The 15,572-nt window shown below is 63.1% G+C and carries 16 protein-coding genes; all 16 read left to right on the top strand.

Features of this window, described 5'->3' with window-relative positions; all coding sequences use genetic code 11:
* Positions 1 to 11: 11 nt before the first annotated feature.
* On the top strand, positions 12 to 323 hold the full coding sequence (locus NKI21_RS00450; RefSeq protein WP_023811421.1) for a (2Fe-2S)-binding protein: 312 nt from the start codon (positions 12 to 14) through the stop codon (positions 321 to 323).
* On the top strand, positions 289 to 774 hold the full coding sequence (gene bfr / locus NKI21_RS00445; protein ID WP_013527914.1) for a bacterioferritin: 486 nt from the start codon (positions 289 to 291) through the stop codon (positions 772 to 774). Before NKI21_RS00450 ends, bfr begins: the two co-directional genes overlap by 35 nt.
* Positions 775 to 786: 12 nt before the next feature.
* Positions 787 to 2,388, top strand: a complete 1,602-nt coding sequence (locus NKI21_RS00440) for a di-heme oxidoreductase family protein (protein WP_352554672.1) — start codon at positions 787 to 789, stop codon at positions 2,386 to 2,388.
* Entirely contained in the window at positions 2,388 to 3,467 is a 1,080-nt protein-coding gene (locus tag NKI21_RS00435; RefSeq protein WP_352864068.1) for an imelysin family protein, read from the top strand. Before NKI21_RS00440 ends, NKI21_RS00435 begins: the two co-directional genes overlap by 1 nt.
* Positions 3,468 to 3,819: 352 nt before the next feature.
* Positions 3,820 to 4,926, top strand: a complete 1,107-nt coding sequence (locus NKI21_RS00430; protein WP_352792500.1) for a DUF1513 domain-containing protein — start codon at positions 3,820 to 3,822, stop codon at positions 4,924 to 4,926.
* Between the two features lie 95 nt (positions 4,927 to 5,021).
* On the top strand, positions 5,022 to 5,699 hold the full coding sequence (tsaB, locus tag NKI21_RS00425) for a tRNA (adenosine(37)-N6)-threonylcarbamoyltransferase complex dimerization subunit type 1 TsaB (RefSeq protein WP_023811417.1): 678 nt from the start codon (positions 5,022 to 5,024) through the stop codon (positions 5,697 to 5,699).
* The gene (gene rimI, locus NKI21_RS00420; protein ID WP_023811416.1) at positions 5,700 to 6,194 is read left to right on the top strand and encodes a ribosomal protein S18-alanine N-acetyltransferase; all 495 of its coding nucleotides are present in this window, start codon (positions 5,700 to 5,702) and stop codon (positions 6,192 to 6,194) included.
* A 21-nt stretch (positions 6,195 to 6,215) separates the two neighbouring features.
* Positions 6,216 to 7,016: a lyso-ornithine lipid O-acyltransferase gene (olsA, locus tag NKI21_RS00415; RefSeq protein WP_352864063.1), complete on the top strand. Its 801-nt coding sequence runs from the start codon at positions 6,216 to 6,218 to the stop codon at positions 7,014 to 7,016.
* A gap of 72 nt (positions 7,017 to 7,088) precedes the next feature.
* Positions 7,089 to 8,510: a tRNA (N6-isopentenyl adenosine(37)-C2)-methylthiotransferase MiaB gene (gene miaB, locus NKI21_RS00410; protein ID WP_023811414.1), complete on the top strand. Its 1,422-nt coding sequence runs from the start codon at positions 7,089 to 7,091 to the stop codon at positions 8,508 to 8,510.
* 83 nt (positions 8,511 to 8,593) lie between these two features.
* On the top strand, positions 8,594 to 9,586 hold the full coding sequence (locus tag NKI21_RS00405) for a PhoH family protein (protein ID WP_023758127.1): 993 nt from the start codon (positions 8,594 to 8,596) through the stop codon (positions 9,584 to 9,586).
* An 18-nt stretch (positions 9,587 to 9,604) separates the two neighbouring features.
* Positions 9,605 to 10,105 carry an rRNA maturation RNase YbeY gene (gene ybeY, locus NKI21_RS00400; RefSeq protein WP_023811413.1) on the top strand — a complete coding sequence of 167 codons (501 nt, stop codon included), beginning with the start codon at positions 9,605 to 9,607 and terminating at the stop codon, positions 10,103 to 10,105.
* Between the two features lie 28 nt (positions 10,106 to 10,133).
* A complete protein-coding gene (locus NKI21_RS00395) occupies positions 10,134 to 11,255 on the top strand; it encodes a hemolysin family protein (protein WP_352461276.1) in 1,122 nt (373 codons plus the stop codon).
* Positions 11,256 to 11,541: 286 nt separating this feature from the next.
* The gene (locus tag NKI21_RS00390) at positions 11,542 to 11,859 is read left to right on the top strand and encodes a VOC family protein (RefSeq protein ID WP_352439657.1); all 318 of its coding nucleotides are present in this window, start codon (positions 11,542 to 11,544) and stop codon (positions 11,857 to 11,859) included.
* A 102-nt stretch (positions 11,860 to 11,961) separates the two neighbouring features.
* The gene (gene lnt, locus NKI21_RS00385) at positions 11,962 to 13,554 is read left to right on the top strand and encodes an apolipoprotein N-acyltransferase (protein WP_128304329.1); all 1,593 of its coding nucleotides are present in this window, start codon (positions 11,962 to 11,964) and stop codon (positions 13,552 to 13,554) included.
* A gap of 141 nt (positions 13,555 to 13,695) precedes the next feature.
* On the top strand, positions 13,696 to 14,115 hold the full coding sequence (locus NKI21_RS00380) for a helix-turn-helix domain-containing protein (RefSeq protein ID WP_023811410.1): 420 nt from the start codon (positions 13,696 to 13,698) through the stop codon (positions 14,113 to 14,115).
* Positions 14,116 to 14,283: 168 nt separating this feature from the next.
* Complete coding sequence (gene metK, locus NKI21_RS00375; protein WP_023811409.1) at positions 14,284 to 15,549, top strand: methionine adenosyltransferase; 1,266 nt, start codon at positions 14,284 to 14,286, stop codon at positions 15,547 to 15,549.
* Positions 15,550 to 15,572: the final 23 nt, after the last annotated feature.

Below are 15,572 nucleotides of genomic sequence, written 5' to 3'. Positions count from 1 at the left end.
CGAGCAAGCCAATGCTGATTTGTCATTGCAATATCATCACCGAGAAGGAGATCGAGCAGACGATCGTCGGGCTGCTGGACCAGGATCCCTGGCAGCTGATCGTGCCGGCGAAGATCTATCATGCCATGCAAAAGCGCGGTCGCTGTTGCGGCTGCTTCCCAAATGTGGTGGAAACGATCATTCGGGTCACCGAAAATTACCACGCCCGCTCGGAGGCGAGCGGCGTGGATGTCGTTTCACACCTGGATCGCGTCAGAGGCCTGCGCGTCCAATACGGGAGCAGAATTCATGAAAGGCGATCCGCAGATCATCGAGCGGCTTAACGAGGCCCTTTTTCTGGAACTCGGGGCCGTCAATCAGTACTGGGTGCATTTCCGTCTGCTTGAGGACTGGGGATACGCCAAGCTGGCAAAGAAGGAGCGGGCGGAATCGATCGAGGAGATGCACCATGCCGACAAGCTCGTCGCCCGCATCATCTTCCTCGAAGGCCATCCGAACCTGCAGTCCGTGGCGCCGCTGCGCATCGGGCAGAACGTCAAGGAAGTGCTCGAATCCGACCTTGCCGGCGAATATGACGCACGTACCGCTTACAAGCGTTCGCGCGAAATCTGCAACGACGCCGGCGACTACGTGACGATGAAGCTGTTCGAGGAATTGCTCGCCGACGAGGAGGGCCACATCGACTTTCTCGAGACGCAACTCGACCTGCTTGCCTCGATCGGCGAGGAGAAATACGGCCAGCTCAACGCCGCATCGGCGGACGAGGCGGAGTAAGGGCATGCGGGAATGCGGCGCCTGCTAGAATTCGTGCGCCGCTCGCGGCGGGCCGATGGCTCGCCGTCCCTTCCAAAGACGTCAGCCGGATTGGCGCGTCGGCACTATGTCATGCTCGTGTTGGCACTCACCTCTTCGGCGATGGCGGGTGATATTCAGCCAGCCGGCCTCGCCGTCACGCGCACCGACCTCAATGCGAAGGATCAGGCGCGCGTCATCGCCGTCACCAGGCCGACCACGGATTTTTCCAGGCCAGAGCAGTTCGAACTGATGCAAGGTGGCGCCGGCACGTCCCGAAAGGACGTCAGCCGCGATTCCTTCTCGCAATCCTCGGCCAACATCACCTTCGAGGAAGAGGGCGACTTCAAGCTCGGCAATGCCCTTTTCCGCAAGAATTGGGTCTCGTCGCCATCCTCGACGCAGGCTTCGGACGGGCTCGGCCCGCTGTTCAACGAACGCGCCTGCCAGAACTGCCATCTGAAGGATGGCCGCGGCCGCCCGCCGCAAGGCGACGCCGGCACCACGTCGATGTTCCTTCGGCTGGCCCGCGACGCCAGCAGCGCGCAAGAGAGGGAGGCGCTTGCCGACCACGAGGTGCCTAACTTCCCCGACCCGGTCTATGGCAGGCAATTGCAGGAGCTCGCCGTGCCCGGCCTGCCCGGTGAAGGCAGGATGCACATCGACTATCAGGAACGTAAGGTGGAGCTGACGGACGGCACAGTGATCTCCTTGCGCAAACCGAGCTATTCGGTTGACGGCCTTGGCTACGGGCCGCTTGACCCACGCACCACGCTGTCGCCGCGCCTGACGCCGCCGATGATCGGCCTGGGCCTGATCGAACAGATCGCGCCGGCTGATATTCTCGCCCACGCCGATCCGGACGACAGGGACGGCGACGGCATTTCCGGCAGGCCGAACATCGTGCGCGATGGCTTGAGCGGGGAACTGACGCTCGGCCGCTTCGGCTGGAAGGCGCAGACCGCGTCGATCCGCCAGCAGGCAGCGGATGCCTTTGCCGGCGACATCGGCATCTCGACGCCCGAAGAGCCGAAGCATTGGGGCGATTGCACTGCTGCGGAGGCAAAATGCCTCGCCATGCCGAACGGCGTGCAGCAGCGTCTTGGCCCGGTCGAGGCGCCGCCGCCGGTGATGGATCTCGTCACCTTCTATTCGCAGAACCTGGCCGTGCCGGCGCGCCGGGATCTCGACGCCCCACAAGTTCTCAAAGGCAAGAAGGTCTTCTATGAGATGGGCTGCATTGCCTGCCACACATCGAAATTTGTCACGCGCCGCGACACGCCCAACAAAGCGCAGGCCTTCCAGCTGATCTGGCCCTATTCCGACTTCCTGCTGCACGACATGGGGCCAGATCTGGCCGATGGCCAGGCCGTGGGAGATGCGACGGGCAATGAATGGCGCACGCCGCCACTGTGGGGCATCGGCCTGACCGAGACGGTCAACGGCAATTCCTTCTTCCTGCATGACGGGCGCGCGCGCAGCCTGACCGAGGCGATCCTGTGGCATGGCGGCGAGGCACAGAAAGCGCGCGACCGCTTTGCCGCAGCCAATGCGGCCGACCGCAATGCGCTGCTCAAATTCCTGGAGTCACTGTGATGTTCAAGCGTTCTGCATTGTTTCTCGTTCTTCCGCTGGCTCTGCTGGGCGTTGTCCCTGCGTCGGCGGCGGTCAAAGCCTCCGATATCATCCAGCGCGCGATCGATGGCTTCGTCCGCCCGGCCTATGCCGGCCTGCATCAGCATGCGGAAGCCTTGAGGAAAGCGATGCACAAGCTCTGCGAAGCGCCCTCGCAAGGAGAACTCGATGCCGCACGCGCCGAATTCTCCGCCACCGTCTATGCCTGGTCGTCAGCCGAAATCATCGGCTTCGGACCGATCAAGGAGAACAACCGGCTGGAACGCATGCTGTTCTGGCCGGATCGCAAGAGCATCGGCCTGAAACAGGTACAGGCGGCGCTGTCCGCCAAGGATCCGACCGCGACCGATCCGGCACAACTGGCCGGCAAGAGCGTTGCCATGCAGGGGCTGGGCGCGCTCGAATTCGTTCTTTACGGCGACGGCGCCGATGCACTTGCCGGCAAGGATGATCCCTACCGCTGCGCTTATGGCACTGCTGTTGCCGGCAACATCGAAAGCATGGCCGGCGAGGTCAGCGCCGCCTGGAACAAGCCGGGCGGCTTTGCCGCCCTTTGGGCCAATCCGGGGCCGCAGAACCCGCTCTACCGCGACGGCAATGAAGCGGTGACCGAACTGGTCGGCGTCTTCATCAATGAGCTGGAAATGGTCCGCGACGTGCGCCTGAAAGGGTTTTTCGGTGGCAAGCCGGATGCGGACAAGCCGAAACAGGCAATCTACTGGCGCTCGCAAAACACCACCGCGTCACTGGCCGGCAATCTCTCCGGCATCGATACGCTGTTCCAGGCCTCGAAACTTGGTGACGCTCTGCCGGCCGATGCGCGCTGGATGGCCGAATCGATCCATATCCAGCTGGTCAACGGTGTCGCCACCGCCAAGGCGGTCAGTGGTCCAATCGACAAGACGCTTGCCGATCCGGCGCTGCGCGACAAGCTCGATCATTTCGCGCTGATCACCTCCAGCCTGTCGACCTTGATCGGCACCAGGTTGACCGCCGAATTCGGCCTGACCGCAGGCTTCTCGTCGCTGGATGGGGACTGAGCATGACCTTGAGATTGGCCGAAACGCCCATAGCTTCGTCATCCTGGGGCGAAGCAAGGAGCGAAGCGACGCAGCGCAGACCCCGGGATCCATGCCGCGACTTCAAAGCGCTGCCGCGGTCCAGAATTTTGCTCCGTTGCACCCGACGGTCAAGGTCACGGCATGGATCCTCGGGTCTCCGCGACGGAGCTTCGCTCCTGCTCCGCCCGTGGATGACGAAGTTCCGGAGGCTTCGGCTAACTTCCAATGTCTGCGATGGATCATTCCAAGAATCGGTAGGTGCCAAGCGTCAGCTCCGATCCGTAATAATCACCGTGTCCTGGAGCGAGCCAGTGCAGGGGAGGATAGTCTCTTGAAAACCTCCCTCATCGATCGCCGCGATTTCCTGAGGGCTGCGGGTATCGGCTTTGCCGCGGCGATGGCGCCGTCGGCCTGGGCAAAGACGCTTGCGGCCGACGCCGTCTTCGCCACGGCTTTCGTCAAACGCGACGGCAGCTTTGGCGCTGCCGTCCTGTCCGAGGCCGGCAAGGTCCTGCATGCGATCGACCTGCCCGATCGCGGCCACGATGTCACCTTCGATCCCATATCGAAACGCTCGGTGGTCTTCGCGCGTCAGCCCGGCACCTTCGCCGTGGTTTTCGATCACTCGGGCCGTGACGCGCCGCTGACGATCGCCAGCATCGCCGGCCGGCATTTCTTCGGCCATGGCGTGTTTTCGGCCGACGGTGCGCTGCTCTATGCCACCGAAAACGACTTCGACAACGCCGCCGGCGTCGTCGGCGTCTATGATGCGCGGGCGAAATTCAGCCGCATCAGTGAGTTCCCGACCTATGGCATGGGTCCGCACGAGCTTCTGCTCCTGGGCGACGGCAGGACGATTGCGGTTGCAAATGGCGGCATCGAGACTCATCCGGACTACGGCCGCGCCGAGCTCAACATCGCCACCATGAAGCCGTCCTATGTGCTGATCGACCGCGTCACCGGCTATGTCATCGAGAAACACGAATTGCCGGCCGCACTGCATCAGCTGTCGATCCGCCACATGGACACCGATCCGGCCGGAACCGTCTGGTTCGGCTGCCAGTACCGGGGACCGGGCAGCGATCGTCCATTGCTGGTCGGTCGCGCCGCGCGCGGCAAGGATCTGCAGTTGCTCGACATGCCGCAGGACGTTTTGTCCGGCTTCCGCAACTACATAGGCTCGGTCGCGGCCAATCGGGCTGCCGGAACCGTCGCCGTTTCCTCGCCGGAAGGCAACTCGCTTGTCGTGATCGATGCGGCCAGCGGCCGGGTCGTTGCGAACAGCGCGTTGGTCGAGGTCTGCGGCGTGGCCCCCGATGGAACCGGCTTCATGGCCACCACCGGCGCCGGCGAGATCGTCGAGGGCAGCGGCGCGACACGCTCCGAACCGGACTATGTCTGGGACAACCACATGCTGCGCATCGAACAGGCCGCATAGTCTACCAGCGAAGCCGTTTAACGAATTATGCACTATCCCCTTGCGGTGGCGGGCCGTGGCGGGCACAGGGAATTGTTTTTCGAACCGGTTGCCTCATGAAATTGCTTGCCATCGACTGTGCCGCCAACCTTTGCGCCGCTTGCGTCTATGATGCTGTGGCGAAGCGGGAGCTTGGCCGCTCGGTGCTCGATCTCGGCAAGGGCCATGCCGAGCACCTGATGGCGGTCACAGCCGAAGCGCTGGAGGCAAGCGCAACCGACTATGCCGGTCTTGGCGCCATTGCTGTCTCTGTCGGCCCCGGTTCCTTCACCGGTCTGCGGGTCGGCGTCTCGACCGCGCGTGGCCTGGCGCTGGCGCTGAAGATACCGGCGATCGGGGTGACGACCCTGGAGGCGCTGGCCGCCGAAGCAGCAGCCGCATTTCCCGGTCGCGCCGTGCTGGCGGCGCTCGATGCCGGCCGTGAGGAGATCCACGCGGCCTTTTACGACGAAACGTCAGCCTTGGCTTACGGTCCGGCCGTGGCCACGCTGGCTGACGTGGTGGCCATGGCGATGGAAACGTCTCCGGTGCTTGCCGGCACCGCGGCAGCGCTCATCAGCGCATCGGCCGGGCGCGAATTTGATGTCGGCCCTCGGACAGCCACCGCCGACATTGTCACCTACGCCCGCCTGGCTGCCGCCAAGGGCGCAGGCGAACGGCCGAAACCACTCTATATGCGCGGCGCCGACGCCAAGCCGCAGGCTGGCTTTATTCTATCAAGGCAAGAAAGATAAATGCGCATACCTTTTCTCCAACCACGCCGCCGGGACTACGCGCTCGAGCCGCTGAGGATCGCCGACAGTCCGGCGGTCTCGCTGCTGCATCGCGAGGACTTTGTCCGCCCCTGGACCGATGGCGAATTCGCCGCCCTGCTCGAACAGGACACCGTGTTCGGCTATGCCGCGCGCGAAACCGGGCAGGGCTCCAAGCCGCCCGTCGGCTTCGTGCTGGCGAGGCTTGCGGCAGGCGAGGGCGAGATCCTGACCGTCGCGGTGGCGCGATCGCATCGTCGCCAGGGGTTGGGCTGGCAATTGATGGACGCGGTGTTGCGCGAACTGCACGCGCAGCGCGCCGAAGCGCTGTTCCTCGAGGTCGATGAGACCAATGTCGCGGCGATCGCGCTTTATCGTCGGCTGGGCTTCCATGAGGTCGGCAAGCGGCCGAATTACTACAGATCGGCCGAACACGGACCGACCGGCGCGCTTGTCATGCGCCGCGATCTTCGCTAGCGACACGGCCGGGATGAGGCGATGATCAAGAAAATCAGGATTTTCCTGGCGCTGGGCCTCGTTGTCGCCGGTTCGCTGGTCCTCGTGCCGTTACAGATCCTGTCGATGAAGACCGGCTGGTGGCCGGAAACCTTCATCCTCAAGATCTGGCACAGGCTGATCGTCAGGGCGCTCGGCATGCGCATCCATGTCAAGGGAACGCTGTCCGACAAGCGCCCGCTGCTGGTTGCGTCCAATCACATCTCCTGGACCGACATCATGGTGCTCGGCTCTTTTGCCGACGTAAAGTTCATCGCCAGGGCGGATATGGAAGGCTGGCCGCTGATCGGCATGCTGTCGAAGCTGCAGCGCACCGTGTTCATCGAGCGCGAGCGCAAGCGATCGTCGGGCGACCAGGCAAGCGAGATTGCCAGCCGCATGGCCAAGGGCGATGCGATGGTGCTGTTTGCCGAGGGCTCGACCGGCGACGGCAATATGGTCCTGCCGTTCAAGAGCACGCTGTTCGGCGCCGCCTCGATGGCGATTTCCGAAGGCGCGGCGGAACAGGTGTTCATCCAGCCGGTGGCGATCGCCTATACGCGTCTGCACGGCGTGCCGCTCGGCCGCCGGCATCGCCCGCTTGCCGCCTGGATCGGCGATGAGGATCTGATGCCGCATCTCAAGGTATTGCTCGCTGAGGGCGCGCTCGACGTCGAGGTGCATTTCGGCGAGGCAATCGCCTTTTCCAAGGCTTCGAACCGCAAGGAGACGTCGAAACTGATGGAAAGCCAGGTGCGTGAGATGATGCAGGCGGCGCTTGCCGACCCGCGGCCGAGCCGGTAGCTCCGGCATGCCCTTGCTGGCGCGCCGAGAATCGTCTGTTTTTTGTCACGGAAAGGCGTTAGAAGCCGCCTTATGGACTTGAACACGATAGAAAGCGACGACATCGGCACTACGGCTGGACAGCCGGCGGTGCTTCCCGCGGCAGCGAGAAAAGTCTTCATCAAGACCTATGGCTGCCAGATGAATGTCTATGATTCACAGCGTATGGCCGATGCGCTGGCTGCCGACGGCTATTCCGCGACCGATGCCATTGGCGAGGCCGACCTGGTGTTGCTGAACACCTGTCATATCAGGGAGAAGGCGGCCGAAAAGGTCTATTCCGAGCTCGGCCGTATCCGCGACATGAAAGCCGAGCGTGCCCTGGCCGGCCGTGAGATGCTGGTCGGCGTCGCCGGCTGCGTGGCGCAGGCCGAAGGCGCCGAGATCATCCGCCGTTCGCCTGCCGTCGACCTGGTCATCGGTCCGCAGACCTATCACCGGCTCCCGGACGTGCTGGCGCGGGTGCGCGGCGGCGAAAAGATCGTCGAGACCGACTACGCCATCGAGGACAAGTTCGAGCATCTGCCGCAGCCCAAGCGCGCCGAGGTCATCAAGCGCGGCGTCACCGCCTTCCTCACCGTGCAGGAAGGCTGCGACAAGTTCTGCACCTTCTGCGTTGTGCCCTACACAAGGGGCTCCGAAGTCTCCCGGCCGGTGGCGCAGATTGTCGCGGAGGCTGAGCGCCTGGCCGAAGCCGGCGTGCGCGAAGTGACGCTGCTTGGCCAGAACGTCAATGCCTGGCATGGCCGGGGCGAGGCCAAAGGGGGCAAGACCGAGGAGTGGGGCCTTGGCCGCCTGCTCTTCAGGCTGGCCGAAATCCCCGGGCTGGCGCGTCTGCGCTACACCACCAGCCACCCGCGCGACATGGATGACGAACTGATAGCGGCCCATCGCGATCTGCCGGCGTTGATGCCCTATCTGCATCTTCCGGTGCAATCCGGCTCCGACCGCATCCTCAAGGCGATGAATCGCCGGCACACGGCGAGGGATTATCTGGCGCTGCTCGACCGTATCCGTGCCGCGCGGCCTGACATCGCGCTCTCCGGCGACTTCATCGTTGGCTTCCCCGGCGAGACAGAAGCGGATTTCGAGGCGACGATGGAGTTGGTGCGTCAGGTGAATTACGCCTCGGCCTTCTCGTTCAAATATTCGCCGCGCCCCGGCACGCCGGGCGCCGAAATGTCCGATCATGTGCCCGAAACGGTCAAGGACGAGCGCTTGCAGCGGCTGCAGGCTCTGCTTGTGAAGCAGCAGCAGGATTTCGGCTTGAGCCTCGTTGGAAGCACCATCGACACGCTGATCGAGAAGCCCGGCCGTCAGGCCGGCCAGAAGGTTGGCCGCTCACCTTGGCTGCAGCCGGTTATTGTTGATGAAAAGGCCGGCGAAATCGGTGACATTATCCAGGTGCGAATCACGAAGACGGGCTACAATAGCCTGTTCGCCGAATTGGCCTGAGGGTCTCGGCAGATGAGGAGAGACGGTTGAGCGCAGCAGAGCTGAAGAACCTGCCCCCGGTACCGGCATCTGGGGCTTCTGACATGGCGCACATCGTTCTGACTTTCGACAACAACAAGCTTGCCAGCGCCCTTTATGGTCAGTTCGACGAAAACCTCGCCAGGCTGGAGCAGAAGCTTGGCGTCGACATCCGCTCACGCGGCAACCAGCTGACCATCAAGGGTTCGGCGTCGGCCGCCGAGCAGGCGCGCCGCGCGCTCGACAATCTCTACGGCATTCTCCAGAAGGGCGTCGATATCGGCCAGTCCGACGTCGATGGCGCCGTGCGCATGGCGATTGCCGCCGACGATCAGCTGACCCTGCCGACGCTGGAGCGTAAGGGCAAGGTTTCCGCCGCCCAGATCGCCACCCGCAAGAAGACGATCTATGCCCGTTCACTCAACCAGGACGCCTATATGCGGGCGCTGGAACGGTCGGAACTGGTGTTCGGCATCGGCCCGGCCGGCACCGGCAAGACCTATCTGGCGGTGGCGCATGCGGCGATGCTGCTCGAGCGCGGCATGGTCGAGCGCATCATTCTCTCGCGGCCTGCGGTCGAGGCCGGCGAACGGCTGGGCTTCCTGCCCGGCGACATGAAGGAGAAGGTCGATCCCTATCTGCGGCCGCTCTATGATGCGCTCTACGACATGATGCCCGCCGACAAGGTTGAGCGCGCCATTGCCGCCGAAGTGATCGAGATCGCGCCGCTCGCCTTCATGCGCGGCCGCACGCTGGCGCATGCCGCCGTCATCCTCGACGAGGCGCAGAACACCACGCCGATGCAGATGAAGATGTTCCTGACGCGTCTGGGCGAAAATTCGCGCATGATCGTCACCGGCGACCCGACCCAGATCGACCTTCCCTCCAACACCAAATCGGGCCTGGTCGAAGCCTTGCGCGTGCTGGACGGTGTGGCGGGCGCGGTCACCGTGCGCTTCAACGACGGCGATGTGGTCCGCCATCCACTGGTGGCGGAAATCGTCAGGGCCTACGACCGGGACGCCAAGCTGGCGCGCGGCCTCGGCGCCGAGAATTGATGTTGACGATGCGGCTTCATGCCTGAGGACATAATATCCGGCGACGGGAATGTTCCCGTCGACATCGACATATCGGTTGAGGCGGGCAACTGGCCCGACGAGGTAAGCCTGACGCGGCTGGTCGATGGCGCGGTCAAGGCGGCTTTTGCCGAAACCGGCGTGGCGGGCCGTTCCGAACTCAGCCTCGTTTTTACCGACGACGCCCATGTCCAGCTCCTCAATGCCGGCTGGCGCGGCAAGGACAAGCCGACCAACGTCTTGTCTTTCCCGGCTTTTCCGTTTGCGCAAGGCGGTCCGTTGCCGCCGATGCTGGGCGACATCGTGCTGGCCGCCGAAACGGTCGCCCATGAAGCGGCACTGGAAGACAAGCCGGTCGAGAACCATATCACCCATCTCGTCATCCACGGCCTGCTGCATTTGCTGGGCTACGATCACGAGACCGAGGCCGAGGCCGAGGCGATGGAAGCCGTCGAACGCGCGGCGCTTGCAAGGCTTGCCATTCCCGACCCCTACGCGTAACTACATCTGATCAATTGACCGGACGACGATGAACGACAAACCAGAGACTGCCGCCCGCCCCGACGCCGGCAGTGCGAACAAGGCTTCCGACACGTCGGAAGAGGGATCAAGTCCGAGTACCGTTACGTCTGGCGCTAGCAGTACCTCTGCTGCTGCCGGTGCTGGCAGCGCTGCCAGCGCTGCCAGCGAGACGTTGCCTGCCGGTCCCTCAATGTTCGACCGCGTTCTGGGCCTGTTCAGGCAACGCAACGGAACCAGCCTGCGTGAGGAAATTGCCGGCGCGCTAGCCGAGACGACGAGCGATGCCGGCGCCTTCTCGCCCGGCGAACGCGCCATGCTCAACAACATCCTGCGGCTGCGCGAAGTGCGCGTCGAGGACGTCATGGTACCGCGCGCCGACATTCAGGGGGTCGAAATCACGACGACGCTCGGCGATCTCCTGGGCACTTTCGAACAATCCGGCCATTCGCGCATGCCGGTCTATTCCGAGACGCTCGATGATCCGCGCGGCATGGTCCATATCCGTGACGTGCTGGCCCACATCACCAAGATCGCGCGCGTCAAGAAGGGCCGCACGACCAGGAAAACCCCCGCTGCCACGGTTCTCGATCTTGCCCAGGTCGACCTCGCACGCACCATTGGCGACCTCAATCTGATCCGGCCGGTGCTGTTCGTGCCGCCGTCGATGCTTGCCTCCGACCTGATGGGCCGCATGCAGACGACGCGCACCCAGATGGCGCTGGTCATCGACGAATATGGCGGCACCGACGGCCTCGCCTCGCTGGAAGACATCGTCGAGATGGTGGTCGGCGACATCGAGGACGAGCATGACGACGACGAGCCGATGATCACCCAGAGCGGCGACGGCGTGTTCATCGTCGACGGCAAGGCCGAGATCGACGACGTCGCCAAGATGATCGGCGGGGATTTCGCCGCCGGTGAACATGGCGAATATGTCGACACGATCGGCGGCATGATTTTCAACACGCTTGGCCGTGTTCCGGCCCGCGGCGAGGTGGTGCAGGCCATACCCGGCTTCGAGTTCCACGTCCTCGACGCCGATCCGCGCCGCGTCAAGCGCGTGCGCATCGTGCAGAGCCAGAAGGGTGAGCGCCGCCGGCGCGCCACCGCGCGCACCGAACAGGCGTAAGCATGATGCCGAAAAGTTGCAGACTTTTTGGATGAACATCATGCGGCAAAACCAGGGCTTAAGCATGATGCCGAAAAGTTGCAGACTTTTCGAATGAACATCATGCGGCAAAACCAGAATCCAGGCGCTTAGGGATGGCGGTCGAGGACCCCTTCAAGCATCCAAGTCTGGGGTCCGGTGTTTTCTATAAGGACCCTCGTGCCGCGCTGGACTGGCTGGAAGCAGCCTTAGGCTTCGCGCGCAGCATGGTGGTCAGCGATGCCGAGGGAAACTCGTCCATGCAGAGATGCGATTCGGCGACAGCTACATCATCGTAGATTCCGAATGGAGCGATTATGTTGCCAGCCCGGCTTCGGTCTTGGGCAAGAACACGCAGTCGATCTATGTCAGGCTGAAGCGCGGCCTGGATGCGCATTGCGAGCAGGCGCGGGCGGTCGACGCTGATATAATCCAGGAGCCGGCGGATCAGTTCTACGCCGAGCGCCAGTATCGTGCACGCGACCCCGAAGGCCATGTCTGGACCTTCACGCAGACCATCCGTTCGGTTCCGCGCGAGGAGGCCGAGCGGCTGGGCGGCGTCCAAATCGAGGGTTGGCACCGGTAGGGCAGGGCCGAAGCTGTGCATCTCAGCCAGCCCATCCGCCGTTTGGAGCGCGGAGCGCAGCCTGTTAAATCTTGTGTCCTGATTCGCGACTCGGAAGTATGCATGGAGCGCCTCACCGGCCGGATAATTCTGCTTTGGGGTTGGCGGCGTGCGCTCGTGGCGTTTCTCGCAGGCGCTTTTGCCGTGCTTGGGCAGGCGCCTTACGATTTCTTCGCCGCCTGTTTCGTCTCGTTTCCGCTGCTGGTCTGGCTGCTCGACGGCGCCACCGGCGAAGCTTCCGGCAGCCTGTTCCAGCGCCTGCGGCCGGCTTTCGCCGTCGGTTGGTGGTTCGGTTTCGGCTATTTCCTCGCCGGCCTCTGGTGGATCGGCTCGGCGCTGCTGGTCGAGGCCGACAGTTTTGCCTGGGCGCTTCCCTTCGCGGTGGTCGGCATTCCTTTCATGCTCGCCTTTTTCTACGGCTTTGCGGCAATCGTTGCCCGGCTGCTGTGGAGCAACGACATTGGCCGCATCGCCGCCCTTGCCTTCGGCTTCGGCCTGGCGGAATGGCTGCGCGATTTCCTGTTCACCGGTTTTCCCTGGAATGCCGTCGGCTACGCGGCCATGCCCGTGCCGCTGCTGATGCAGAGCGTCTCGGTGACGGGCATGATCGGCATGAACGCGCTCGCGGTGTTCGTCTTCGCATTGCCGGCACTGCTGGCGGCACGTCGGCATCTGCGCCTCGGCGCGGCACTGTTTGTCGTGCTCGCCGCCGCCCATGTCGGCTTCGGCTATGTCAGGCTTGCCGCTCCCGAACCGCCAGCTTCACGCAGCCTGGATGTCCGCATCGTCCAGCCGGCCGTTGACCTGTCGGAAAAATGGGATGCCTCGGTGCGCGACCGCATCTTCGCGGTCCTGATGGGGCTCTCGGCCAAGGCGCCGGACCCAGGCCATCAAAAGCCGCAACTGATCTTGTGGCCCGAAACCTCGGTGCCGTTCCTCTTCACCGAGCGTCCGGACGCATTGACGGCGCTGGGGGACATGCTCGGACCCGGCCAGATGCTGATTGCCGGCGTCGTTCGCGAGGAAGGCGGTTCGGCCGCGAATGCCGACAGCCGTTACTACAACTCCGTGGTGGCGATCGACGACAAGGGTGAAATCGCTGACGCCGTCGACAAGGTTCACCTGGTGCCGTTCGGCGAATACCTGCCTTTCGCCGATCTGCTCCAGCGTTTCGGCATCGAGCAACTGGTTGCCGGGCCGATGAGTTTCGCGGCCGGCAATGAGCGCCACGCCATCACGCTGCCCGATGGCATCCGTGCGCTGCCATTTATCTGTTATGAGGTGATCTTTCCCGATCTTGTGGCAGTTGACGCTGCGTCAGCGCAGCTTATTGTGAACGTTACCAACGATGCGTGGTTCGGCGACACGCCGGGTCCGTATCAGCATTTCAGGCAGGCCCAGATCCGTGCGGTGGAAAATGGATTGCCATTGGTGCGTGCTGCCAACAACGGCATCTCGGCCGTCGTCGATCCGCGTGGGCGCATCGTCGATGCGCTTGCGATCGACGCACGCGGCGCCATCGACGCCCACATACCGATTTCCGGACAGGCGCTCATATCTCCCGGCCAACGGCGCATTAACGGAATGCTGATCATGTTGCTGTTTGCCGTTGGGGCAGCGCTGTTGAACGTAAGGCAAAGGCTACGGGTGAATTGACAGCCCACACATTAGAAACTCATACTGTAAGTGCCTGAAAATTTCTCGAAGCCGGTGGATCGTTCTGTTGGGGCAGTTGCCTCCGGCTTTGTTTGGGCAGGAAAAAAATAGAGAAAGCCGAAAAAATTCGGCGAGGAAAAAATGACAGAAGACAACAAGAAGAAACCGAATCCGATCGACATCCATGTTGGCAGTCGCATCCGGCTTCGCCGCAACATGCTGGGAATGAGCCAGGAAAAGCTGGGAGAAAACCTCGGCATCACATTTCAACAGATTCAGAAATATGAAAAAGGCACCAACCGCGTCGGCGCCAGCCGATTGCAGGCGATAGCGTCCATACTCGGCGTGCCTGTCGCCTTCTTTTTCGAGGATGCGCCCGGCCAGGAGCCCGTGGCGGGCCGCGGATTTGCCGAGGACGCGTCGATGGCTTTCGCCGTCGAATTCTGCGGCAGTCCCGAAGGACTCCAGCTCAACCGGGCCTTTGTCAAGATCGCGGACGCCAAGGTGCGCCGCAGGATCATAGACCTGGTCAAGTCCCTCTCCACCGACGATCCCGACTGATCGGCAATCACGCCAGGACTGGCGGCGTCTTGCCGCCGGTGGCACAAGATAACTGCATCGACATCATGCCAGAACCGAAGCACCGCTTGACGAGCGGCGCTTCGCCCCGCTAACACGTGGCGCGCCAAAATCGGCAGCCTGCCGATCGTTTTTCAAGAGGGGACACCCGTGACGCGGCAGAACTACTTCTTTACCTCGGAATCCGTTGCCGAGGGCCATCCCGACAAAGTCTGTGACCGGATTTCCGACGAGATCGTCGATCTGGTGTATCGCGAAGCCAAGAAGACCGGCATGGACCCGTGGAAAGTCCGTGTCGCCTGCGAGACGCTGGCCACCACCAACCGTGTCGTGATCGCCGGCGAAGTGCGTGTTCCCGACACGTTGCTCAAGCGGGACAAGGCCGGCAATATTCTCAAGGATGCCGCCGGGCATTCGGTCGTCAATCCGGCCAAGTTCAAATCGGTCGCCCGCAAGGCGATCCGCGAAATCGGCTACGAGCAGGCCGGCTTTCATTGGAAAACGGCGAAGATCGAGGTTCTGCTGCACGGCCAGTCGCCTGACATCGGCCAGGGCGTCGACAATGCCTCCGACCGTCAGGGCGAAGAGGGTGCCGGCGACCAGGGCATCATGTTCGGTTACGCCTGTCGCGAGACGCCGGATCTGATGCCGGCGCCGATCTACTACAGCCACAAGATCCTCGAACTGCTGGCTGCCGCCCGTCACGAAGGCAGCGGTGAAGCCGGCAAGCTCGGGCCGGATGCCAAGAGCCAAGTCACCGTTCGCTATGTCGACGGCAAGGCCGCCGAGGCGACGCAGATCGTGCTGTCCACACAGCATCTCGATGCGAGCTGGGATTCGAAGAAGGTCCGCAAGGTCGTCGAACCCTATATCCGAGAGGCGCTGGGCGACCTCAAGATCGCCGACGATTGCATGTGGTACATCAATCCGACCGGCAAGTTCGTCATTGGCGGGCCGGACGGCGATGCCGGACTGACCGGCCGCAAGATCATCGTCGACACCTATGGTGGTGCCGCACCCCATGGCGGCGGCGCCTTCTCCGGCAAGGACACCACCAAGGTGGATCGTTCGGCGGCCTATGCGGCGCGCTACCTGGCCAAGAACGTCGTGGCGGCGAAACTCGCCGACCGCTGCACCATCCAGCTTTCCTACGCCATCGGCGTTGCTCAGCCGCTGTCGGTCTATGTCGACTTGCACGGTACCGGCAAGGTCGACGAGGCAAAGCTCGAGGACGCGTTGCGCACGGTGATGGATCTGTCGCCGTCGGGCATCCGCCGTCACCTCGATCTCAACAAACCGATCTACGCCAAGACGTCGTCCTACGGCCATTTCGGCCGCAAGGCCGGCCGTGATGGGTCTTTCTCCTGGGAAAAGACCGATCTCGCCAAGGCACTCAAGGACGCGGTCGCCGCCTGACAGCGGCACCGCAAAGTCCCGCC

This window comes from Mesorhizobium sp. M0715, assembly GCF_040320355.1.
Taxonomy (GTDB): domain Bacteria; phylum Pseudomonadota; class Alphaproteobacteria; order Rhizobiales; family Rhizobiaceae; genus Mesorhizobium.
The sequence above is the reverse complement of the archived record's forward strand: the minus strand, read 5'-3'. Positions and strand labels throughout refer to the sequence as shown.